24 protein-coding genes are annotated in these 22663 nt (G+C 62.4%); 14 read left to right on the forward strand and 10 right to left on the reverse strand.

Going from position 1 to position 22663, the window contains the following annotated elements:
- Position 1 precedes the first annotated feature (1 nt).
- Positions 2–661, forward strand: coding sequence for a M15 family metallopeptidase (locus EII26_RS10715; RefSeq protein ID WP_124889157.1), 660 nt, complete (start codon positions 2–4; stop codon positions 659–661).
- Between the two features lie 106 nt (positions 662–767).
- Positions 768–2057, forward strand: a complete 1290-nt coding sequence (locus tag EII26_RS10720; protein WP_124889158.1) for a D-serine ammonia-lyase — start codon at positions 768–770, stop codon at positions 2055–2057.
- A gap of 243 nt (positions 2058–2300) precedes the next feature.
- On the opposite strand, the gene EII26_RS10725 is transcribed toward EII26_RS10720, so the two are convergent.
- From EII26_RS10725 to EII26_RS10765, 9 genes are all read right to left on the reverse strand, one after another.
- Positions 2301–3044: a GntR family transcriptional regulator gene (locus EII26_RS10725; RefSeq protein WP_124889159.1), complete on the reverse strand. Its 744-nt coding sequence runs from the start codon at positions 3042–3044 to the stop codon at positions 2301–2303.
- Positions 3044–3751, reverse strand: a complete 708-nt coding sequence (locus EII26_RS10730) for a GntR family transcriptional regulator (RefSeq protein WP_255415963.1) — start codon at positions 3749–3751, stop codon at positions 3044–3046. Before EII26_RS10730 ends, EII26_RS10725 begins: the two co-directional genes overlap by 1 nt.
- Before the next feature lie 4 nt (positions 3752–3755).
- Entirely contained in the window at positions 3756–4901 is a 1146-nt protein-coding gene (locus EII26_RS10735) for an ABC transporter ATP-binding protein (protein WP_124889161.1), read from the reverse strand.
- 8 nt (positions 4902–4909) lie between these two features.
- Positions 4910–5914: an SIS domain-containing protein gene (locus EII26_RS10740; protein WP_124889162.1), complete on the reverse strand. Its 1005-nt coding sequence runs from the start codon at positions 5912–5914 to the stop codon at positions 4910–4912.
- 2 nt (positions 5915–5916) lie between these two features.
- The gene (locus EII26_RS10745) at positions 5917–6750 is read right to left on the reverse strand and encodes a carbohydrate ABC transporter permease (protein ID WP_124889163.1); all 834 of its coding nucleotides are present in this window, start codon (positions 6748–6750) and stop codon (positions 5917–5919) included.
- 12 nt (positions 6751–6762) lie between these two features.
- Positions 6763–7644 carry a carbohydrate ABC transporter permease gene (locus EII26_RS10750; RefSeq protein WP_124889164.1) on the reverse strand — a complete coding sequence of 294 codons (882 nt, stop codon included), beginning with the start codon at positions 7642–7644 and terminating at the stop codon, positions 6763–6765.
- Between the two features lie 66 nt (positions 7645–7710).
- A complete protein-coding gene (locus tag EII26_RS10755; RefSeq protein ID WP_124889165.1) occupies positions 7711–8994 on the reverse strand; it encodes an ABC transporter substrate-binding protein in 1284 nt (427 codons plus the stop codon).
- 34 nt (positions 8995–9028) lie between these two features.
- Positions 9029–9835 carry a PfkB family carbohydrate kinase gene (locus EII26_RS10760; RefSeq protein WP_124889166.1) on the reverse strand — a complete coding sequence of 269 codons (807 nt, stop codon included), beginning with the start codon at positions 9833–9835 and terminating at the stop codon, positions 9029–9031.
- A gap of 6 nt (positions 9836–9841) precedes the next feature.
- Entirely contained in the window at positions 9842–10864 is a 1023-nt protein-coding gene (locus tag EII26_RS10765) for an SIS domain-containing protein (RefSeq protein ID WP_124889167.1), read from the reverse strand.
- Between the two features lie 327 nt (positions 10865–11191).
- Here EII26_RS10765 and EII26_RS10770 point away from each other — a divergent pair, with 327 nt between their 5' ends.
- The 9 genes from EII26_RS10770 to EII26_RS10810 all read left to right on the forward strand — a co-directional run bounded on the left by EII26_RS10770 (position 11192) and on the right by EII26_RS10810 (position 18714).
- The gene (locus tag EII26_RS10770; RefSeq protein ID WP_124889168.1) at positions 11192–12028 is read left to right on the forward strand and encodes an alpha/beta hydrolase; all 837 of its coding nucleotides are present in this window, start codon (positions 11192–11194) and stop codon (positions 12026–12028) included.
- 350 nt (positions 12029–12378) lie between these two features.
- Positions 12379–13464, forward strand: coding sequence for an ATP phosphoribosyltransferase regulatory subunit (locus tag EII26_RS10775; RefSeq protein ID WP_124889169.1), 1086 nt, complete (start codon positions 12379–12381; stop codon positions 13462–13464).
- Positions 13461–14102 carry an ATP phosphoribosyltransferase gene (gene hisG, locus EII26_RS10780; RefSeq protein WP_124889170.1) on the forward strand — a complete coding sequence of 214 codons (642 nt, stop codon included), beginning with the start codon at positions 13461–13463 and terminating at the stop codon, positions 14100–14102. Before EII26_RS10775 ends, hisG begins: the two co-directional genes overlap by 4 nt.
- Positions 14099–15169, forward strand: coding sequence for a histidinol-phosphate transaminase (gene hisC, locus EII26_RS10785; protein ID WP_124889171.1), 1071 nt, complete (start codon positions 14099–14101; stop codon positions 15167–15169). The genes hisG and hisC overlap by 4 nt, the downstream gene beginning before the upstream one ends.
- Positions 15156–15743, forward strand: coding sequence for an imidazoleglycerol-phosphate dehydratase HisB (gene hisB / locus EII26_RS10790; RefSeq protein ID WP_124889172.1), 588 nt, complete (start codon positions 15156–15158; stop codon positions 15741–15743). Before hisC ends, hisB begins: the two co-directional genes overlap by 14 nt.
- 34 nt (positions 15744–15777) lie before the next feature.
- The gene (gene hisA / locus EII26_RS10795) at positions 15778–16500 is read left to right on the forward strand and encodes a 1-(5-phosphoribosyl)-5-[(5-phosphoribosylamino)methylideneamino]imidazole-4-carboxamide isomerase (protein ID WP_124889173.1); all 723 of its coding nucleotides are present in this window, start codon (positions 15778–15780) and stop codon (positions 16498–16500) included.
- Positions 16497–17273 (forward strand): imidazole glycerol phosphate synthase subunit HisF, encoded by a 777-nt coding sequence (gene hisF / locus EII26_RS10800; protein WP_124889174.1) that lies wholly within the window; start codon positions 16497–16499, stop codon positions 17271–17273. Before hisA ends, hisF begins: the two co-directional genes overlap by 4 nt.
- On the forward strand, positions 17270–17926 hold the full coding sequence (gene hisIE, locus EII26_RS10805; protein WP_199735192.1) for a bifunctional phosphoribosyl-AMP cyclohydrolase/phosphoribosyl-ATP diphosphatase HisIE: 657 nt from the start codon (positions 17270–17272) through the stop codon (positions 17924–17926). The genes hisF and hisIE overlap by 4 nt, the downstream gene beginning before the upstream one ends.
- On the forward strand, positions 17923–18714 hold the full coding sequence (locus EII26_RS10810; protein WP_158612284.1) for a histidinol-phosphatase: 792 nt from the start codon (positions 17923–17925) through the stop codon (positions 18712–18714). The genes hisIE and EII26_RS10810 overlap by 4 nt, the downstream gene beginning before the upstream one ends.
- Before the next feature lie 130 nt (positions 18715–18844).
- Here EII26_RS10810 and EII26_RS10815 read toward each other — a convergent pair whose 3' ends face one another.
- A complete protein-coding gene (locus tag EII26_RS10815) occupies positions 18845–19693 on the reverse strand; it encodes a hypothetical protein (protein WP_124889176.1) in 849 nt (282 codons plus the stop codon).
- Between the two features lie 661 nt (positions 19694–20354).
- On the opposite strand from EII26_RS10815, the gene EII26_RS10820 reads away from it, so the two are divergent.
- From EII26_RS10820 to EII26_RS13150, 3 genes are all read left to right on the forward strand, one after another.
- Positions 20355–22103, forward strand: coding sequence for a WD40 repeat domain-containing protein (locus EII26_RS10820; protein WP_124889177.1), 1749 nt, complete (start codon positions 20355–20357; stop codon positions 22101–22103).
- Positions 22103–22339, forward strand: a complete 237-nt coding sequence (locus EII26_RS10825; protein ID WP_124889178.1) for a hypothetical protein — start codon at positions 22103–22105, stop codon at positions 22337–22339. Before EII26_RS10820 ends, EII26_RS10825 begins: the two co-directional genes overlap by 1 nt.
- Positions 22340–22417: 78 nt before the next feature.
- A complete protein-coding gene (locus EII26_RS13150; RefSeq protein WP_158612285.1) occupies positions 22418–22591 on the forward strand; it encodes a hypothetical protein in 174 nt (57 codons plus the stop codon).
- Positions 22592–22663: the final 72 nt, after the last annotated feature.

The following is a 22663-nucleotide window of genomic DNA, read 5'->3' on the forward strand; positions in this document are numbered from 1 at the left end:
CATGGAAAGAACGGCCAGGAACGCCAGCACGTTCGGCATTCCCAAAGCGGGGCTGCCGGATGGCTTCGTGTACATCGACGAATGGATCGAGGACTGCATCGTCGACGCGAAATACTGGGGCACGGACAACCTCGTCGGGTGCGGCATCGACGGCTACGAACGTCCCCTCGTCGTCACGAGTCGGGAGGCCGCCGAGTGCTGCGTCAGGGCCGCCGGACTCCTGCGGGAGCAAGGCTACCGGATGAAGTTCTACGACGCCTATCGCCCCCAGAGGGCGGTCGATCACTTCCGCCGATGGGCGGCGGATACGGACGACATTCGACGCAAGCCGATCCACTACCCCCGGGTCGACAAGAAGGATTTCTTCGAACTTCGCTACATCGCCGAGCGGTCCGGGCATTCGAGGGGCGGGGCGGTCGATCTCACGATCGTGGACGCGCAGACGCATCAGGAGCTGGACATGGGGTCGATCTTCGATTTCATGGATTCGCGTTCGCACATCATCGCCGAAGGACTGACCGATCGGCAGGAGGCCAACCGCTCCATTCTGCGCACCGCAATGATTCTCAGCGGCTTCACGGTCTTCGAATACGAATGGTGGCATTTCAACCTGGAGAAGGAGCCCTACCCCGAAACCTACTTCGACTTTCCCGTTCGATGAGCATGGGCATGAAGGCACGCCGGCAAGAGGTTGCCCGTCCCGGCGTGCTTGGCCTTGACCACGGTTCCGGCCCTCCGGAAAATCGTTTCGACAGGAGCGCAATCGCATGAAGGACGATATCGCCGTTCAATTTCCCCTGGTTCAAAACATGGCGCGCGGGGAGGAGGTCCTGTGGCTCAACCCCCGCTGCGGTGCGCCCTCCCTTTCCTCCGCGGTAACGGACGCGGAGATCGCGGACGCGGCGGCCCGCATGGACCGTTTCGCCCCCTGCATCCGAAGGGCGTTCCCGGAGAGCGGCGGGATCATCGAGTCCCCGCTCGAGGAGATCCCCGCAATGAGGGAGCACCTGGCGCGGCGTGCAGGGAGGCCCCTCAGGGGCCGCCTGATGCTGAAACGGGACGGCGACCTCCCGATCTCCGGCTCCATCAAGGCCCGCGGCGGCATCTACGAGGTGCTGTGCTTCGCCGAGACCGTGGCGAAAGAGAACGGGATGCTGCGCGAGGAGGACGACTACTCCGTACTCTGCGGCGAGCGGTTCCGGCGCCTGTTCGCCGGCTATTCGATCACGGTCGGGTCCACCGGAAACCTGGGGCTGAGCATCGGGATCATGGGCTCGCGGCTCGGCTTTCGGGTGACGGTCCACATGTCCGCGGACGCCCGCCAGTGGAAGAAGGATCTCCTTCGGCAAAAGGGCGCCGAGGTCGCGGAGTACGCCGGCGACTATCAGAAGGCCGTGGCGGAGGGGCGCAGGCAGGCGGAGTCGGATCCGCTCTGCCATTTCGTGGACGACGAGAACTCCCGGACGCTGTTTCTGGGCTACGCCGTGGCGGCCGACAGGCTGCGGCGCCAGCTGGAGGAACGGGACATCGCCGTCGATGGGGACCATCCCCTCTTCGTCCATCTGCCGTGCGGCGTAGGGGGCGGGCCGGGCGGAGTCGCCTACGGCCTGAAGCGCATCTACGGCCGGGACGCGCACTGCTTCTTCGCCGAGCCCGTTCAGGCCCCCTGCATGCTCCTCGGGGTGATGACCGGCCGGCACGACGGTATTGCGGTGCAGGACATCGGGCTGACGGGCAGGACGATCGCCGACGGCCTGGCGGTCAGCCGCCCCTCGAAGCTGGTGGGACGGCTGGTGGGCGACCTGCTCGACGGGCTCTTCACGGTGGAGGACCGCCGGATGGACCGGCTGGTGCCGGAGCTCTGGGAACGGGAGAGAATCTTTGTGGAGCCCTCGGCCACAGCCGGTTTCCCGGGCTACGCCCGGATCCAGGAGGACGAGGCGTACGCCGCCCGGTTCGGGGACGAACGCCTGGAAAACGCCACCCACATCGTATGGGCCACCGGCGGCGGCATGGTGCCCCAAGAGGAGCGGAAAAAGTACCTGGCCGCCCGATGATTGCCGCGGGTGCCCAGGCCTCCGCCCGCCGTGACAAGCGGGGACGTCCGTCGCGCGGCTGGCGGGGAGCACCTCCGGGGCGACGGCCTCCCGGGGCCCCGCGCCGACGTCGATCACGACTTTACGCCACTTCATTTACCGTTCCTCGCGAACGTAATCCCAATTTCCAAATCAATCGCACACTTCGTTTAAACAGACAAGCGGCTCCTTAAGGCTGCAACCCTTAAGTACCGCTTCGGTCGCTTAGATCGAAGCAAGGCCCGAAGCAGCCAGGTCCGAGAAGCTGATCCGCAGGTCGCAGACATCGCCCCGTATCCGATAGCGGAAGAAGGCCATGGGGTGCCCCCTCCCGTCAAAGTCCCTGCGCTCCAGAAGCAGTATGGGGTCGCCCTCGGACAGCTCTAGCCGTTTCCCGTTTCTGGCGTCCACGGGGACGATCTCGAGGCTCTGTTCGGTCCTGCAGGAGTCCTTTCCGTAATGCCGGAAGATCTCCACGACGTCGAACGCCATGAACTCGATCCTCTCGATGCCCGGAAAAGCGCCCTGAGGCAGGTAGAATTCCTCGATGTATAAGGGCTGGGGCCCCTCCAGAACACCCTGCTGGACGTAAAAAAGAGCGTCGTCCGGCCCCAGGTCCAGTTTTCCCCCGTAATAGGGACCTGCCGGACGCAGCGTCCTCCTGAACACGTGCCGCCTCTGCCGGAGCGGCTCCCTGAGCCGAAAGCCGCACTCCCGATCCTCCAGCGACAGACTGGCCTTCAGCCGCACATAGACGCCCTTGCCCGCGACGCGCCTCAACAAGCCCTCACGGACCAGGATCTCAACGGCGTTCCGGACCGTCTGCCGGCTCAGGCCATAAGCGGCGGACAGCTCGTTCTCCGAGGGAATCGCCGTCCCCGGCCGGTATTCCCCCTCCTCGATCCCGGCCCGAATCGCCTCCCTGAGCTGCTGGCAGCAGGGAGAGAGCTTGCCGTCGTTCCCGGACATCAGGGCTCCTCCCTGCGACAGACGAGACGAACCCGGTCCCACCGCATGACGGTCTTGCAGTATTCAACAGGTTTGTCCCTCTTGTCGGTCACGACGGAACGCACGAAGAACGCGGGACTCCCGGCGGAGACCTCCAAGTGGCGCGCCTCCCATGCGTCGAGGTAGGTGATGCTGATCGTCTCGTGCCCCCGATACAGCTCCGCTCCATAACGTTCCGAAAGGATCGCGTAAAGCGAACCCGAGGACAGATCACAGTCCGAGAGCCCGGGATAGGCCTCCTCGCTCAGGTAGACGTACTCCAGCAAAAGTGAGGCTCCGTCGAGCATCCGGAGCCTCACGGCATGAAAGAGCCTCGTTCCCAAGGGAACCTGCAAAAAGCCACACACGGATCTGGAGGCCTCGAGGCATTCCTGCCTCAGAATTCGGGAGCCCGGCTCCATCCCCATCGAACGGGCCCAACGGGTGAAGGACAGGAGATCCGTCAGCTCCTTTTCGAGCTTGGGTCGGGTGTTGTAGTGCCCCGAGCCGATACGGCTGTCTATCCGCCCCTCCAGGCGCAGAGAAGCGATCGCCCGCCGCACCGTCTCCCGGTGGACGTCCAGGGAAGCACAGAGCTCCCGTTCACTGGGCAACCGTTTCACACTCTCCCGGCCGGACTCCTCCAGGCAGCAGAGAAGCCGCTCCCGGACCCTCTCGTAGGGAGTGATGTCCTTAACGAGCCTCGCCCCCTTCCTCCAGAGGCTTCTGCATGACGTTCAGCTCCGTCTCCTTGTCGAACACGTGAATCCGCTTCCAGTGCACATGAAATTCGGCCTCGTCGCCCACCGTCTTCTCCGTATCGGGCACGACCCGGGCCACGATCTGGCGGCCGAACAGCGTGGAGTACAGGAGCGTCTCCGATCCCATGAGCTCCGCAACCTCCACGGTGGCACGAATGCGCGAGAACCGTTTCGTGAGAGGATCGACCTGGCTTTCATGAAGGCTTTCGGGGCGAATGCCCGCAACGACCTCCTTCCCCAGGTATCCCCTTTCCCGCAGCACCCGCTCCCGTTCCTCCGAAAGCTGCAGGACGTTGCCGTCCGGAAGACGGAGCCGGCAGCGCCCCTCCTCCTCCACGACGACGCCGGGCAGAAAGTTCATCTGCGGGCTTCCGATGAAACCGGCCACGAACATGTTGACGGGATTGTCGTACAGTGCCTTGGGGCTGTCTATCTGCTGAATCTCCCCGTCGTTCATGATGACGATGCGCGTCCCCATCGTCATGGCCTCGGTCTGATCGTGGGTCACGTAGATGAAGGTCGTCTTCAGGCGCTTGTGGAGCTTGGCGATCTCCGCACGCATCTGGACCCTCAGCTTGGCGTCCAGGTTGGAGAGCGGCTCGTCCATGAGGAAGACCCGGGGCTCCCGGACGATGACCCTTCCCAGGGCCACGCGCTGGCGCTGTCCGCCCGAAAGGGCCTTGGGCTTCCGTTGGAGAAGTTCCTCGATCCCCAGGATCTCAGCGGCGGCCTTCACGCGCTTGGCGATAACATCGGTCGGCACTTTCCGAAGCTTCAGCCCGAACGCCATGTTGTCGTAAACGGTCATGTGCGGGTAAAGGGCGTAGTTCTGGAAGACCATGGCGATGTCCCTGTCCTTGGGAGACACGTCGTTCACCAGGACATCGTCGATGTAGAGCTCGCCCTCGCTGATATCCTCCAGCCCGGCGATCATGCGCAGGGTGGTGCTTTTGCCGCAGCCCGAGGGGCCGACCAGCACGATGAACTCCTTGTCGTCGATCGTCAGGTTGAAATCCTTGACGGCGACAAACCCTCCGGGATAGATCTTCCTGATCCTTCGCAGACGCAGGCCGGCCATGGCGCCCCCTAGTACGGAACCTTGCCCATGTAGCGGCGGGTCTTCAGGGGATGGTTCCTCCTCTCGGCCAAGGCGTCGCTGTAGCTGTTGAGCACGGCCAGAAGGATGAAGGGGCCGTAGATCCCCCGGCGGTCCGGCGCTATTCCGTCCAGCGGGTAGTTCTTCGTGTCGATGAGGTGGGCCCGCCGGGTATACTGCTCGGCAAACGCCACCACACGCTCGGTCAGGGGACGGGTCTCGTCCTCCCCCTGGAAGATCAGCAGGTTGGTGTCCTCCTGAAGGATCTCGAAGGCCCCATGGAAGAACTCCCCGGCGTGAACCGACTGCGCGGGGATCCACTGCATCTCCTGCAGGATGCACATGGCGTAGGAGTAGGCCTCCCCCCAGTTGATCCCGCTTCCCGTAACCATGAAGAAGGTCTGGTCGTGATTCTTCTCCGCGAACTCCCGAGCCTCGGGCTTGGCGAGTTCACGGATGCGTGCCAGCCCCTCCGGAAGAAGGCTCAATTCCTTCTGGAGCAGCTCGTAATCGACGCCGAAACCCAGCTTGTCGAGAAGGCAGAACACGATCTGATAGAGCATGATGAGCTTGGAGTCCGTAACTCCGGACGGCGCATCGTTGGCAAAGACGTAGTCCACGGCCTTGCCCAGAGGCGTGTCGGCCTTGCCGGCGAAGGCGATGGTCCGGGCTCCCTTCGCTCTGGCCATCTCCGCCGCAGCCACCGTCTCCTTCGTCGTCCCCGTGTAGGACGAGAGGATCACCAAAGACCTCTCCGTAAGGGCCTTGGGCTTCATGTTGAGGAACTCGCTGGCGTTGTACGGAACGGCGAGGATGGTCGTGTGGAGATTCATCAGGTATTGCAGCGGATACATCACCGCCAGGGATCCTCCGCACCCCACGAAGAAGACGCTGTCGATGGGCTTTTTCGTGAGCTCCCTCAATGCGGCTTCGATGTTGTCCTTCTCACGGATGCCCCTCATGAGCACCTCTTTGTATTCCTGCTGCGCGTTCATCGTTATCCCTTCACTCCTCCCGAGGTTATTCCCCGAATGAATTGTTTTTGAAAGATCAGAAAAAGAGCTACCATGGGCAGCATCGAGAGCGTCAGTCCCGCCATGAGGATCGTCCACTCCGTGCGAAGGCTGCTCTTGAGTCCCATCAGACCGATGGGGATGGTCTTCAGCTTGTCGCTTTCGATGAACACCAGGGCGAACATGAATTCATTCCAGCAGCTCATCGCGGTGAACAGGGCGGCGGTGACCAGGATGGGTTTGCTCATGGGAAGGATTATCCTGGAGAAGACCGTCCACGCGGAACACCCGTCGATATAGGCGGAATCCTCTATCTCCCGGGGCAGGGAGAGCATGTAGGCCCGGATCAGAAAGGTGGTGAAGGGGATCCGATAGGCCACATAGGGGATGATGAGGGCCCAATAGGTGTTGTAGAGCTTCAGCCTCTGCAGAAGTTTGAAGAGCGGGATCAGGCTGACCTGAGGGGACAGCATGAGGCCCCCGAGCACGAAGAGCAGGAGGATCCCCTGGCCTCTGAACTCGAAACGACTCAGGGCAAATGCGGCACAGGAACTGATGAACAGCGTCAGACAGACCGAGGTGCTCGTGACGATCAGACTGTTGAGAAAATACCGTCCCACGCCGCCGTTCCAAGCCGTCACGTAATTTTCCCAGAGGAATTTCTTGGGAAGGCCCCAGGTGTCCAGAAAAAGGCCCTGATTGTCCTTGAACCCGCTGAGGACCATCCATATCAGAGGAAGGACGATGAGCAGCGCGTAGAGGACGAGAATGCCCAAAACGAGAACGTGTCCGGGACTCCAACGGCGTTCTTGTCGCATCGCGGCGGCCTCCTAGCTTTCCTGTCTCTTCGAGACCAGCAGTTGAAAGAGCGTCATGGTGAAGGTTATGACAAAAATCGTCGTGGCCAGGGCCGAGGCCAGCCCCATCTCGTCGTTTCGGAACCCGGCACGGTAAAGGTAGGAGGCGAGCACCTCGGAACTGCGTCCGGGGCCGCCGGCCGTCATGACGTAGACCTCGTCGAACACCTTGAAGCCCCCGATCAGGGTGATGATCGTGCACATCACCAGCGTGTCCTTGACCTGAGGAAGCGTCACATAGCGAAACTTCTGGAACGCGTTGACTCCGTCCATCTCCGCAGCCTCGTAGAGCTCCTGGGGGATCTTCTGGATGGCCACCAGGAAGAGGAGCATGATGTACCCCATGTACTGCCACTGAGAGGTCGCGATGATCGCGAAGATGGCGGTATTCTTCTCCCCGAGCCACGCCCGGCACAGGGCGTCCAGGCCGAGGCCGCGAAGTCCCTGGTTCAGAAGGCCGATGCTGGGATGGTAGACCAGCTGAAAGAGGAGCCCCACAACGGAGATGGAGATGACGGAGGGCAGGAAGTACACGGTGCGGAAAAAGGGCTGCATTCTGCGGAAGGCCCTCTCCTCCAGGACGGCCGCAAAGACCAGCCCAAATCCTACCTGGAAGACGATGGAGATGGCGGAGTACAGGACGTTGTTCCGGAGCGCCGTGTAGAAGACGGCGTCCTTGAAGAGCTTTCTGTAATATTCGAACCCGACGAACACCCTGTCGCTGGAGAAGGCCTTCCAGCGATAGAGGCTGAGGATGAAGCTCTCCACGATGGGATAGTAGACGAACAGCAACAACAACGCCAGTGCCGGCAGGAGGAAAAGAATCGCCAGTTTTTTATTGCCGTAGAGGTTCATGAGGCCGCTCTCCCTTCCCGGTCGATGGGTCCGCCGCCGCTCCAGGGCGGCGGACCGGACGTTTGTTTATTTCGCCTCGCTCCTGACCTCGGCCGCTGTGGCCTGAACGTCCTTCATGACCTCCTCGGGGCTCTTGTCCCCATTGAGGAGCTCCTGAAGATCGGGAAGGTAGACGTCGGAGATCTTGATGGCGATGTCGGTGTCCAGCCAAAGGGCCATCCCCTCGGCCTCGGTGACCGCCTTCAGGCCCCGGACCAGCATCTCCATGGAATTCCCCTCGTTGACAGCTCCGACGACAGGGCTGGGCCACCCCATGGCCTTGACCATCCGCTCGGAGTTCTCCCTGTTCGTCAGGAAACGCAGGAAGGCGACGGCCTCGTCGGGATGCTCGGTCCTGGCGGAGACCATGAATCCGTCCGGCGCCCCCGTCAGGAACTTCTGGTTCCCGGGAGCGCCCTCGATGGCCGGCATCGCGAAGAAGCCCCAGTTCCCCGCCATCTTTTCCTCGATGTCCGCGAACTCCTCGAGCTCGACGTACACCATCGCCACCCGGCCGCCGTAGAACATCTCGAGCGCCATGTTGTGTTCGGTGGAATTGGCGCCCATGTTGAAGTACCCCTTCTCCTGCAGCTCCCTGAAATATTCGAGGGCCTTCACGTAGCCCGGATCGTCGAACGCCCCGGACTCGGTGTAGTCCTTCTCGCGCACCTCCTGGGGCACGCACTTCTGATTGAGCCCCGTGAGGTAGTGACAGCCCGCCCAAGGATAGATATTGCCGAATCCGATGGGCGTAACCCCCGCCTTTTTCAGAGTCTCCAGCCCCGCGGTGAACTCCGTCCAGGTCGCAGGCTCCTTCAGGCCGTTATCGCCGAACATCTTCTTGTTGTAGACGAAGAATTTTCCGTTGATTCGGTACGGGATACCGTAGTTCCTGCCCTTCATGGTGAAGGGCTCCAGCCCGGCCATCATGAAGCCGTTCTTCCAGTCGGGGTCCTTGTCCAGATAAGGCGTCAGATCCAGGACGCTTCCGGTGCGGATGAAGTTCTTGGCAAACTCGCCGCTCCAGGAGAAGAAGACGTCGGGCTGCTGGTCCGTCCCCATCTGGATGCGCAGTTTGTCCTTGATGGGCTCGTCTCCGGCCGCCTCCACCTGAATGGTGACGTTCGGGTGTTCCTTCTCGAAGGCCTTGGCCATCTGCACAAAAAATTCGTTGTACTCCACCTTCGGCCACTTGTGCAGGAACTTGAGCGTCACGGGGTCTGCCGCCTCGGCGGCGGCACACAGGACGAACGCTGTCAGCACAAACAGGATCACACACAGGACGGAACGCGAGCGGAACAGTTTTTTCATCGTTGTTTTCCTCCTTCCCGATTTTGGTGTTGCCTCAGAACGGTTTGGGATATCCGAAAGCTCCGTAGTGGGAGCATGCGGCCGCTGCACAGCGGGCCGACTCTCCGAGGACGGCCTGCGGCTCTCCGCCGGAGACGATCCCTAGAATCAGCCGCGCGATGAAGGCATCCCCGGCACCCAGCGTGTCCACGACCTCGCAGGGAACGGCATCCTGCCGGTAGGTACGCCCCTCGAAACGAAGGACCGCCCCCCTCGAGCCCCGCGTGACCAGACACAAGGTCACCCCAAAGGACTCCGTCAGGAGAAAAAGCGCTTCGATATCGGAGTCGTTCATCTTCGACCCCGAGAAGAAAGCGTAGTCCACCGAGCCCGCGACCGCCCTCAGATACGCCGCGTCGCACTCGTTGGAGAAGTCGAAGGCAAGGATACGGCTGCTCGCCCGGAGCTCCTTCAGCTGCCCTTCGAGCCCGCTGTAGATGCTGGTATGGACGACATCGAATCCACGGATATAGTCGAGGTCCTCCCGGGACAAAACCAGTTTGCAGCTGGCGCCCTTCTCGCTGCCGACGAAGGTTCTGTCCCCATCCACAAGCGTCACTCTGGAATAGGAGTTGTTCTCGGGCAGGATCTTGGTCCGGGAGACGTCCAGTCCCTCCCGGACCAGCGCCTCCCGAAGCCATCTTCCGCCCCCATCGTCCCCGAGGGCGCCGATGTAGGCCGCGGCCTCCGCGCCATAGCGCAGGGCCAGGACAGGCACGTTGACGGCGTTGCCGCCAGGGTACATCAGCCCCTGATCGACGTACTTGTCCAGGACGTTGTCGCCGACACCGACGATCTTCATGACGGCCTAATACTCCGCGAGCCCGCCGTAGTAGCGCCGGGCATCGGGGTTGTGATCCTTGTAAAGGGAAAGGTAGTAGTAGAAAAACTCGAGCGGGACAAAGAGGATCAGGGGGTCCAGGGCAGGATGCAGCCCGCCCTCGAAACGGCGCACATCGAAGACGACGACGTCCTTGGTGCGCTGTTCCACGAAGCGCAGGCTCCTCTCCGTGATCGGCCGGAACGCGTCGTTGCCCAGCAGAAAGACGTAGGGCACCCCCTCCTCGACGACCTCCAGAGGCCCGTGCCTGAACTCCGAGGCGTTGAGGCTGCAGCCGTGAGTCCAGGTGAACTCCAGCATGGTGATGATCCCTTCCTTGTAGCCCAGCGGCAGCAGGTTTCCCGCCGATACGGTGTAGATCATCTTCCACTTCGAGGCCCTCTCGGCCAGGGCCTTCATCTCCTCCTCCACCTCGTTCACCAGACGCGCGAGGATGCCGGGAAGCCGATGCATGTCCTCCAGAATGGGCTCGAGCCCCTCGACTCCGGCCTCCTGCATGGCCCTCAGGGCAAAGTAATAGACGATAAGGAGGTGAACCTCCCAGATACAGTCGGCACGGTAGTCGATGAGGTACTCCGCGGCGTCCGCCAGAGGGTTCTCCGCGGTCTTGGTCACGGCGACGGTCATGGCTCCCTTTTTACGGGCATAGGCCAGGGATTCGCAGACCTCCTGAGTTTTTCCGGAATCGCTGACGCCGACGACGAGAGCGTCCGGCCCCAGGGCAAAGGGCGGCTCCGAGAGAAAATCCATGCCGCTGTAGGCCCCCGAACGCAGGGACGACCGCGCCTCCAGCAGCCGCACTCCGGTCTGGCAGGCGCAGAGCGGCGATCCGCAGGCCACGAAGTAGAGCTTTTTTATCCCCCGCCTGTTCATCTCCGGGATGATCTGCGCGTCCATCCGGGGGAACACGTCCTTCAGCACATGGGTCACCTCGTCCGCCATGTGCTCCGTCACCAGAAAATCCACGTCGCTTTTGTCCAGATTGAGCATGGTCCCATCCCTTTTGCACCGAAATTGTTTGGAGGCCGACGCCTGAAAATGTACAAACATAAAATTTTTTGGGGAGAAACCTATCGAAGCGCTCCAGCTGAGGACGGATCCGTTGCTCTCCACGCCCCGCATTAAACAAGTTCGAGTTTTTCCATACCAATTTACAGGCACAATATATCACGATTCAATATGTTGTCAATGTAACGGATACCTCCATTCCGCATATTTCCGTTTGAAGGAAGCCCGAGATATGGTAGCATTGCGCCACGAAGGAATTTGTACCTTCGTGACGCAACGCTTTACGGCGTCCGAAAGGAGGGAGCGACAATGCTCTTCAGTTTTCTGTTCAGGCTCCTGTACAAGACGGCGCTCTTTCTGGGGTTCCTGCTCGTCCTGCTGCTCGTGGGGCTTCGTCTGTTCTTCCCCTCGATGGTCTTTCATCCGACGGCCACGGTCCGGTCCACCCCGCAGGACCTTCAGCTCGAATACGAGGATGTCACCTTCCAATCCGACGGACTGGCTTTGCACGGATGGTACATCCCCGCATACCGGGCACGCGCCACGGTCCTCTTTCTGCACGGCAGCGGGGGCAACATCGGAAACCGCATGGGGCACATCCGCATCCTCCACGATCTGGGGCTCTCCGTGTTCATCTTCGATTACCGGGGCTACGGCCGGAGCGGCGGCACTGCCTCCGTCAAGGGGGTCGGCAAGGACGCGCGCGCGGCCTGGGACTGGCTGGTAAAGGAAAAGGGAACGTCGCCCAGCGATATCGTGCTCCTGGGCCGCTCCTTCGGCGGGGCGCTGGCCCTGGAGCTCACGCGCAGCGTGCAGCCCGGCGCCCTGATCCTGGAGTCGACCTTCGCCTCGCCGTTCGGTTTTATGCGCCTCGACTTCCTCACCCCCCTCATGCGGTTCGCCGTCGGCGACATCTGGAACCCCCTGGAGGCGGCCAAGCGCCTCACGGTGCCGACCCTGTGCATCCACAGCCCCGACGACGGAGTGGTCCCCTTCCGCGAGGGGCAGAAACTCTACAACGCCATCAGGGGCGAAAAGACCTTCGTGCAGATCCGCGGCGGCCACAACGAGGGATTCGCGCAGTCCCGGTCGACCTACACGGCCGCGCTCGAAAACTTTCTGACCGATCACTTCGGCCGTCACTGACGCCGAAGGATAATGCCCGGCGCTCCTCCTCAAAGGAGCCCGAGGACGAGCGCCGGGCGTTATAAGTGCAGCCCTTCCTCCGCCTTCGGGGCCCGCAAACCGAAGGCGCGTGGGGAATCGTGCCCTCCCGTCGCGAAGTCCGGGCCCGCCGTCGGCGATTCCTCTGACGAGGCCGGCCGTCTTTTCCCATCGAAAAAAATCCATACCTCATCGATGCAGCCCGACACCCTTGACCGTGGCGGCGCTCGTACACGGCGCACAGCCCCCCTTCGGCTTGCCTCCCCGCACGAGTTGCGATACAATGTCCATCGTTTATCATTTTAATTCGTTAATGTAAAGAAGGGGATGCGATGCAACCGCCCGCAGGCGTGCTGACCCGGGAGGAGAAGGCCGTTCTGGCGCTTCGGGAGCTTTACCGGAGCTACGGGTATCGGCGCTACCGGATCGACAAGTTCGAGCCCTACGACCTGTACCGGGACAATAAGGACTTTCTGGGCGAGGAGACGGCCATCACGTTTCCCGATTCGCGCGGGCGGCTGATGGCCCTGAAGCCGGACGTGACGATGAGCATCGTCAACGACTACCGGCCCGACGGCCGGGCCAGGAAATGGCACTACACCGAGAACGTCTTCCGCAGGGGGGGCGACGGCGAATTCCGCGAGATCCGCCAGATCGGGATCGAGTACCTGGGGGGCGGTCCGCTCTACCCTCAGGCCGAGGTGCTTCTGCTCGCGCTGAAGAGCCTGGCCGTCTTCTCGGACAAATTCATCCTTGCCGTCGGGCACCTGGGGCTCCTCAACAAGGCCCTGGGGGACGTGCCCCCCTCCGCCCTCCTTCTGGACTGCGTGCGCAGGAAGAACGCCCACGACCTCGCCCGTCTGGTCGGGGACGGGAACGCCGGAGTCCTGTCGAAGCTGCTGGACCTTCCGGCCGAGCTTCCCCGTGCCCTCGCGGCGCTCGACTCGGCACTCGCGGACCGGGACGCCGGCGGGGAGCTGGAGGAGCTCCGGACCCTCTGCGACGTGGTCGAACGCAACGGGCTGGGCCGACACCTGCGCCTGGATTTCTCCGTGCTGCATGGCCTGAACTACTACAACGGGATGTGCTTCCAGGGCTGCGTCGACGGGCTGGCGCGCCCGGTGCTGAACGGCGGGCGGTACGACGGGCTGCTCGAGAAGATGGGGAAGCCCTCGGTCGCCGTCGGTTTCGCCGTCTACCTCGCCGAGCTCGAGGCGCTGCTTCGGGACGGCCCGCAGGGCGTCGACGTGGCGCTGATCAACCGCTGTCCCGACCTCGCCGCAGTCCTCGACCGGGTGGAGGAATGGGTGCGGCAGGGCCGGAGCGTGCGCGTCTGCCGGGTCCGTGCGGAGGCCGACGGGGCCGCGTCGGTATGGCTCGTCGACGAATCGGGCGCTCTGAGGGAGGAGGACCGATGATCGGCCTGGCCCTTCCCAAGGGACGCCTGGTCGCCAGGGCCGTCGAGCTGCTCCAGAGGAGCGGCTGCGACTGCGGCGCGCTGCGGAACGGGTCGCGCCGGCTGGCCTTTACGATGGACGGCATCCGGGTGACGCTCGTCAAGCCCAGCGACGTCGCGGTCTACGTCGAGCACGGGGCGGCCGACATCGGCATCGTGGGGAAGGACGTCCTGCTGGAGGACGAGCCGGACGTCTTCGAGCTCATGGACCTGCGCTTCGGTGCCTGCCGGATGGTCGTCGCAGCCCCGGCGGGGTACGTCGACGACCCCTCGACGGTCCTGCGCGTCGCCAGCAAGTACCCGCGCACGGCGGCCGGGCATTTCGCCCGCAGGAACCGCGCGGCGGAGGTCATTCCCCTGCACGGGAGCATCGAGCTCGCGCCGCTGGTCGGGCTCAGCGACGTCATCGTCGACATCGTCGAGACCGGGACGACCCTTCGGGAGAACGGCCTGGAGGTCGTCGAGGAGATCGCCCCGCTCAGCGCCCGCCTGATCGCCAACCGGGCCCGCTACCATTTCGCGCGCGAGGCGATCGAGCGGCTCACGGCCCCCTGGCGAAGGGGAGCCGCATCCGGCCGTCCGAAGGAGGTCGAGGCATGAAACGCTTTCTAGACCCCAAACTGGCGGATCTCGTCCGTTATGCCCCCGGAGAACAGCCGCACGGCGGTCCCGTGGTCAAGCTGAACACCAACGAAAACCCCTTTCCGCCCTCGCCGTCCGTGCTGCGTGCGCTCTCCGGCGGAGAATCGGAGAAGCTGCACCTCTACCCGGACCCGGAGGCCGCGGGGCTGACCCGCGCGATCGCCGAGCGGTTCGGCGTCTCGGAGCGCCAGGTCGTCACCGGGAACGGGAGCGACGAGCTTCTGGCCTTCTGCTTCCACGGCCTCTGTCCCGAAGGAGCCGTCTTCGCCGACGTCACCTACGGATTCTACCCCGTTTTCTGCCGGATGTTCGGGGTGCCGTTCCGGGAGGTTCCGCTTCGCGGGGATTTCTCTCTGAACGTCGACGACTACCGAAACCACAGGGAGACGGTCTTCATCGCCAACCCCAACGCCCCCACGGGAATCGCGCTGACGCTCTCCGAGGTCCGGGCGCTTCTGGAGCAGGACCGGGACCGCCTTACCGTCGTGGACGAGGCCTACGTCGACTTCGGCGCGGACTCGGCGACGGCCCTGCTGGACGACTACGACAACCTGCTGGTCGTGCAGACCTTCTCGAAGTCGCGTCAGCTCGCGGGCATCCGTCTGGCCTTCGCCCTGGGCTCGGAGCCGCTCGCGCGGGATCTCGCGACCCTGAAGTTCGCCTTCAACCCCTACAGCGTCAACCGCCTGGCCCTCGCGGCCGGGGAGGCCGCCTTGCGGGACGAGGCGTACTTCGAGCGGACCCGCAGGGAGATCGTCAAGAACCGCGAAGCCCTGCAGGAGGGACTGAGGGCCCTCGGCGCAAAGACGCTCCCGTCCGAGGCCAACTTCGTCTTCATGCGGCCCCCCATGGACGCCGCGGCGCTGTACCGCGCTCTGCGGAACCGGGGGATCCTCGTGCGCCACTTCCCCGGCGGACGTACCGGGGACTGGCTCCGCGTCAGCGTGGGCACGGACGAGCAGATCGTGGCGCTCATCGGTGCCGTAAGGGACATCCTGAGGGAGACGGCCGATGCGGCGGGCTGAGGTGGAGCGGGTTACCGGGGAGACGTCGGTCCGGCTGACTCTGGACCTGGACGGGCGGGGACGACACGACGTCCTGACGGACTGCGGGTTCCTGGACCACATGATGGAGCTGCTGTGCTGCCACGGCCGCTTCGACCTGACCCTCCGGGCGACCGGGGACGTGCGGGTGGACTTCCACCATCTGGTCGAGGACGTGGGGATCGTGCTGGGTACGGCCCTGGACCGAGCGCTCGGAGACCGCAGGGGGATCCGGCGCTACGGGCAGCGATTTCTGCCGATGGACGAGGCCCTGGTCCTCGTGGCCCTGGACGTGAGCGGCCGGAGCTGTCTTTGCTTCGAGGTGCCGATGCCGCAGGCGCGGGTCGGCTCGTTCGACACGGAGCTCGTGCGCGAGTTCTTCGAGGGCCTCGTGCGCACGCTCGGCCTGACGCTGCACATACGGCTCCTCTCGGGGACCAACGCGCACCACGTCATCGAGGCGATCTTCAAGGGGTTCGGCCGGGCGCTCGCCGAGGCGGCAGGCCCCGAACCGGGCTTTGCGGGCGAGGTCCCATCCAGCAAGGGGGTTCTGTGACCGTGGCGGCGGCATCGGATGGGGGCGGCGAAACATGAGGATCTACCCGGCGATCGACCTGCTGGACGGCCGGGTCGTCCGGCTGGAACAGGGGGATTTCGGACGTAGGACCGACTACGCCGTCGAACCCTCCGAGGCGGCCCGGCGATTCCGCGACGCGGGGGCGAGCTGCCTGCACGTCGTGGACCTGGACGGGGCCCGCGGCGGTCGGGCTGCGAACCACCGGACGATCGAGGCGATCGTCCGCGAGACCGCCCTCTTCGTACAGGTCGGCGGAGGCATCCGCACCCTGGACCGGGTCCGGGCCTACCTGGACGCGGGGGCCGGCCGGGTGATCCTGGGTTCGGCGGCCGTATCCGACCCGGAGTTTCTGGACCGCTGCCTGGCGCTGTTCGGAGACCGGATCGCCGTCGGCGTCGACCTGCGAGACGGGCAGGTCATGACCCACGGCTGGGAACGGGGCACCGGGATCGACGGGCTGGCGTTCTGCCGGGATCTCGCGGCCCGCGGCGTCGCGACCGTCGTTGCGACCGACATCGCCAGAGACGGCAGATTGGAGGGGACCAACCTGGAGCTGTACGAACGGCTGCAGGACGTCGGGATCCCCGGCGTCATCGCCTCGGGCGGCATCACGACCCTGGACGAGCTCCTGGCGCTGCGCGGCCTGGGGGTCTCCGGAGCCGTCGTCGGAAAGGCGCTCTATGCGGGCCGGCTCCGGCTCGACACTCTTATCCGGGAAGCGGAGGAACGATCATGACCACAAAACGCATCATCCCCTGTCTCGACGTGAAGGACGGGCGGGTCGTCAAGGGCGTGCGCTTCGAGGGGCTGCGCGACGTGGAGGACCCCGTCGTCCTGGCCCGGTACTACAACGACAGCCAGGCGGACGAGCTGGTGTTCTACGACATCGCCGCCAGCACGGAGGGGCGCCCGATCTTCGCCGATCTCCTGCGCCGGGTCGCGGAGGCCGTCCGCATCCCGCTCATGGCGGGCGGCGGCATCGCGGACCTGGAGGACTTCGGCCGGGCTCTGGACTGCGGCGCCAGCAAGGTGAGCGTGAACTCCGGGGCGCTCCGGGACCCGGAGCTCGTCCGGCGTGCGGCCGAGAGGTACGGCAGCCGGTGCGTGGTGCTGTCGATGGACGTCAGACGGACGGAGCACGGGTACCGAGTCTTCTCCGGCGGCGGACGGACCGATACGGGGCGGGACGCCCTGGATTGGGCCCGCCTGGGCGAGGCGCTGGGGGCCGGGGAGATCGTCCTGAACAGCATCGACGCCGACGGCGTCCGAAGCGGCTTCGACCTGCCGATGCTCGAGGCCGTGGGCGGCGCCGTCGGCATACCGATCGTCGCCTCCGGGGGCGCCGGGACGATGCAGGACTTCGCCGAGGCGCTCCGGATTCCGGGCGTGGCGGCGGGGCTCTCCGCAGGCGCCTTCCACTCCCGCACCGTCCTCATCCCCGAGCTGAAGCGGTACCTGCGGGAGCAGGGGATCCCGGTCCTGCTCCCGGGGGAAGCGGCCTCGCAATGAACGTCGGCGCGAGGATCGACGTCGGCGCGCTGAAGTTCGACGAGCGCGGCCTGATCCCGGCGATCGTCCAGGACCACCGCAGCCGCAGAGTGCTCACCCTGGCCTACATGAGCCGCGAGAGCCTGGAGATCACCCTGAGGGAGGGCCGCACCTGCTTCCATTCGCGCAGCCGCGGGACGCTCTGGCGCAAGGGCGAGACCAGCGGCAACATCCAGCGCGTGGTCTCCATCCGCCCCGACTGCGACGGGGACGCACTGCTGGTGGAGGTCCTGAAGGAGGGCCCGGCCTGCCATCGGGGGACCGACTCCTGTTTCGACGGGGACACGCCCCCCGGGGCCCCGCACCTCTCGGTCGACGCGCTCTACCGGCTGCTCCGGGACCGGAACGTCAGCCGGCCGGAGGGCAGCTACACCACCTATCTGTTCGAGAAGGGGCTGGAGAAGATCCTGAAGAAGTGCGGGGAGGAGGCGACGGAGGTCGTCATCGCCGCCATGAAGGGGTCGAGGGAGGAGACGGTCTACGAGCTGGCGGACCTCTGCTACCACGCCCTCGTGCTGATGGTGCACTGCGGCGTGACGCCGGACGACGTTCGAAGCGAGCTGGCCTCCCGCCATGTGGTCGACCGCAAGGTGAAGCAGGAGCCGCTTCGGTGATCCGCTCGACCCTCCACAACCACACGACGCTCTGCGACGGCCGCAGCACGCCGGAGGCGATGGTCCGGGCGGCCGTAGCGGCGGGGTTCTCGGACCTGGGCTTCAGCGCCCACTCCCCCGCCCCCTTCGACGCGGGCTCCCTGCGTTCGGAGGCGGCGTACCGCGAAACGCTCCTCGCCCTGCGGCAAAAGTACGCCGGCGTCATCCGCATCGCCATCGGCATGGAGCAGGACTTCCTGGCTCCGGTGGCCCGCCGTGCGGATTACGACTTCCTGATCGGATCCGTACATTTCTTGAGGGTGGACGGAGCCCATCACGCGGTGGATTGGGACAAGGAACGCTTCGGCGCGCTTCTTCAGGCGGTCGGCGGCCCCCTGGCGGCCGTCCGGGCCTACTACGCAAGCGTCGTCGACATGGTGCGGACCCAGCGCCCGGACGTGGTCGGGCACTTCGACCTGATCGTCAAGTTCAACGCGGAGGGGCGTTTCTTCGAGGAGGACGCGGCGTACCGGAGGATCGCCCTGGAGGCGCTCGACGCGGTGATCGAGAGCGGGTGCGTTCCGGAACTGAACGCCAGCGGGTTCCGCTGGCGCGGTCGGCCGAACCCGGACGGCTTCCTGCTGCGCCGGCTTCGGGAGAAGAACCGCCTCCTCACGCTTCAGGCGGACTGCCACGACGCAGGGGACCTTCTGCGCTTCCTGCCGGAGGGGGCGGAGGCCCTGCGACAGGCCGGCTTCCGTTCCGCGCTTCAGTGGATCGGCGGCGCCTGGCAGGAGGTCGGGCTTTAGGCCGGAGCCGCTCGCGGCGGAGATTGCGGATTCAGGGCCTCCAAGGCATACCCCTCCGGATTTCCCAGTCCAGAGGACGTCACAATCTTTCTCCCGACTCACTCAAGTTCCAGACAAGTCTCCTTTTTTCTTATCCTCTCCGCCTTTTTTCTTCCAACTCAGCCAAGCGGTATGCGCGAAATGCCCCACACTCTTCGAGTCCATAAAAAAGATACTCTATCGCTCCCAATCCAGCTATTACCAAATAAAGAGACATAAAATCAGGCAGTTGCCTTAATAAAATCTTTTGGTTTGTAAAAAAGGAAAGGGGTATTAACATCAGCACTGTTAAAATGTGATTAGGCGAATCAAGAGTACCGAAACTTCTGGCATATGTCCCTTCTCGAACTCGGTAACCTATAAGGCACATAGTCAAATAAGCGACAATAGCGCAAAAAAAGATCAAGAAACGTTGTGGAGCAGGGACAAGACAGCAGAGCAAGATAAACCACAGCCCACTCAAATAGACCAGAAGCGCAAGCCGATCATCCCGCCGCTTACTCCAAATCCAATACGCCAACACAGGCATACCCAAAAGACAAAACCCACAGGTCAAAAACCAACCAAACAGGATATTATCGAGATATCCTGCCCCGAAGAAGATGGCGAAACAGAGCCAGACATGGATAAAGACCATGATGGCCAAAGTATGCCGGATACGTTGCGCCACAGAATAATAAAAGCGCCAGCGTTTGAAGTAGATAACGAGAGCTACCACCATTCCCACCCATAGAAAGTTGGGAGCGTTAGGAAAGGAAGCGACAAAAAACCACAGACTCAATAAGTAAAAGCCGATCCCCAATGTAATATCGACATAGTGGTGAAAATTAAACCTATTAGTCTTGAATTTTTGTTTCCCTTCATCCGCCTCAACTTCCTCCAGCATATCCCCGTACTTCTCCCGAATTCTGCGCTCGTCCTCTTCCGTCGTATGGCCCATTCGGCCCCTCCCTCGATGAGCGCCTTAGCCTTGCCAAGCGTTGGTAGCCAACAACAAAACAACGTGAAACAACGGACCTCGATCTTTAAGGTCGGTCGCTTCGCGCGCGTTCGCAGGAATTTGTCGTTGACTCAGGTCTGCGCGGCCAGAGCGGCGTTCCCGAATGCTGTTCTACGAGTTCCGGTCTATTCCGTTCGTGTCGGGGAAATGGCACTGCCGTCGTCATTCAAGCACAAAGATACACGAGTGTAAAGGGTGCTCGATCTTCCCCGCCGCGGGCAGCCGGACACCAAGGAAGTCCCCTTCGACGACCTAATGGCCCCCGAAACACTCCAGCATTGCCCGGCAGATCAGCTCCACCTTTCATCCTCCTTCGCCACGGGCCTCAAAGGCCCCGTCCCAACCTCTCCCCTACAACCCCATTCCATCAACATTCATTGACTCCGGTGAGAATATTTGATATTTTTTCGTCGGCATTCCTTTTCATTTCATTTCAAAATCGATCATGGACCATTCCACTTTCACCACTTTTGCAAGGGCGGCGGGCTTCGGTTTTCGTGGGGGCGGAGCGTGAGCGGGGGCCACAACGGACAGCATCCAAAACGGAAGTCGGGGCATTGAAGCGAAAAATACCACTTTCACCCGGACAGGGGGCAATACGATGGACGAGGCGGTGCTGGAACCGATGCGGGAGGGTACTTTAGATCCAATAACGGAATGCCGGGATCGGATCGGGAAGCTGCTGAAGATCTATTCCGCGGTAATCTTGCTGCTGGTCGTGACGGGCGGGGGGAATCTTTTCTTTGTTTTTGTCGGGGGAGACGGAGCGGGCCTGATCGGAAGGATTCTCTACGCCTCACTGCCCTTGTTGATGTGGCTTTACAGCCAAAAAGCCTATTCGACAGGCCATATCTTGGTGATTTATGCTTTTCTGGAGGTCGTTCAGGTCGCACTTCTTTTGGTGCTCATGGTGATCGGTGCACCTTTCCTGTCGGACAGCCCTCGACACAGTGCCGGCCTGATCAGCCTCGTCCTGCTCGCTTCTCTTTTCGGCGCGGCCTTGGTACTGGTGTTGCTGGTATTGTTCTTCAGGGCCGCGCTCAGGATGGTGCGGCTGCAACAGATTGTGGAAACGATAAACGAAGAAAAAGGCATCGCGTCCAAGGAGGACCCGTGGTTCGTCCAGACGGGGATCGTCTTTCTGATGCTGCTGTGCTACTTTGCGCCCGGCATAGATTTCAGCTGGTCGAGCATCGTCAGGGTGTTTGACCATTACTCCGCCCCCGCCGTAAAGGTATACGACGTGGGGTCGCGTATTGCGTACATGGCAGGCTCTCCGGACGGAGAACTGCTGGCGTTGGGTACGGCAAAGGGGCTTTACGTGTGGGATACGACGAGCCGTGAGTGCGTCTGGAGCGACGACTGCCTTGCGGTGCAGCGGGTGCGTTTCAGCCCCAGCGGCCGTTATCTGGCTGCGGCGGGCCGGGGCCGTCCGGAAGGGGCCAGCGACCTGGTGGTGTACGAGGTGGAGGGCTTCAGGCGGCTTTCCGGGTTCAACTGGCCGGAGCACGAGGAACATAAGGAGAAGGTGTTCCACGACCTGGCATTCCGCCCGGACGAGGAGACGCTGCTGGTGCTGTGGCACCGGAGCTGGATTTGGAATCGAAAAGGAGGTTGGAGCACTAGTAAGGAGGCTAAAACGGTCAAAGCAAGGGAGAAAAGCCTGGGGCACGAAACGAATCTGGCCGATCTGCTCTGCACGGAAGTGGCTGTGGCTGGAGGAGAGATAGGGCTTCCGAGAACGATACGGCAAGGGCTTTCCGTTTCTTTTGAACTGAGCCCTGAGGGCAGTGCGTATTTTTCCTCCGATGCTTCTCGTTTCGTTTATCCGACAGATAACGCCCAAACCATATCGGTGTGTAAGTGGGTGCACAGCGTAGATACGAAAACGTGGGAAGAGCGGATGTTTCAGCTTGATGGATACCGTTTGGACAGCTATTGGGGAGTCCGTTACTACGGGTGGAAGCTGAATGCGGAGGGCACCAAAGCGTATCTTCTCGGAGAGAAAAAAGAGAAGGGAAAAGATGTCGGCGTTTTGCTTGAGTTGGACTTGGGGACAGGGCTAAAGCGGGAGTTCGCCGGCAAAGGGGGGCGTCTGCTCCTGTCGTCGGACGAGAAAACAATTGTGATGCTGGCTGGTGATAATCAGTCGCAAAGGATAATGATAGTCGCTTTGAATTTTTTGGATCGGAAGACGCAGGCAGAGGTGCAGGTTCTCAGGAAGTTCGACAAAGACGATCGAGGGTCCCCTAGACGTTTTGTGTGGCTGAAGACGGAACTGTTTGCCGTTGCAATGGACGATCAAAGGGGCACTTTGGCCTTTATCGATCTTGAGAGGGAGGCTAAGTGATGGGTGCTTGGAACGACAGGCTTTTGATGCTTGAGCTGATCAAGCAGTCATATTACATTACACCCCGGGGTCTGCAAGGGGTTAAAAAAGACGGTTTTTTCAGATATGACGAAACGCCTCATCCCCTTGGGCAATGGAGCTGGCTGTTGAAGAGGAATCCGGGGCCTTATGACAGAATTTGCGACCCCATGGGCGATCCCTATCCCGACAAGCCGGATTCCACAGTGCGGTCTTAGCTTGACACGCTTGAAATTAAGCCAGCGGAGAAGGTCATGAAATAAAGAAGACCATACAAGGAACAGGGAGGCGCTGCGATGGACGAGACGATATTGGAACCGACGGGAGGAAACGCATCGGAAGCCAAGCGGGAGGAGCCGGAGAGGAATTTGGAAGCGCCGCAGGCAATGTTGTTCTGGCGCCGTTTCTTTGCGCGGGTGGTCGATGCCGTTATTGTATTTTTTAGGTTCCTCGTTATTCTGTGTGGGTAAGGAACTATTCAGTCAAATTCAAATGTCCTGCGACGAGGTAAATCATATCGATGAAGGTCTGTTTGTTTCGAT

Origin of the sequence: Fretibacterium sp. OH1220_COT-178, from assembly GCF_003860125.1 — a bacterium.
Lineage (GTDB): Bacteria > Synergistota > Synergistia > Synergistales > Aminobacteriaceae > CAJPSE01.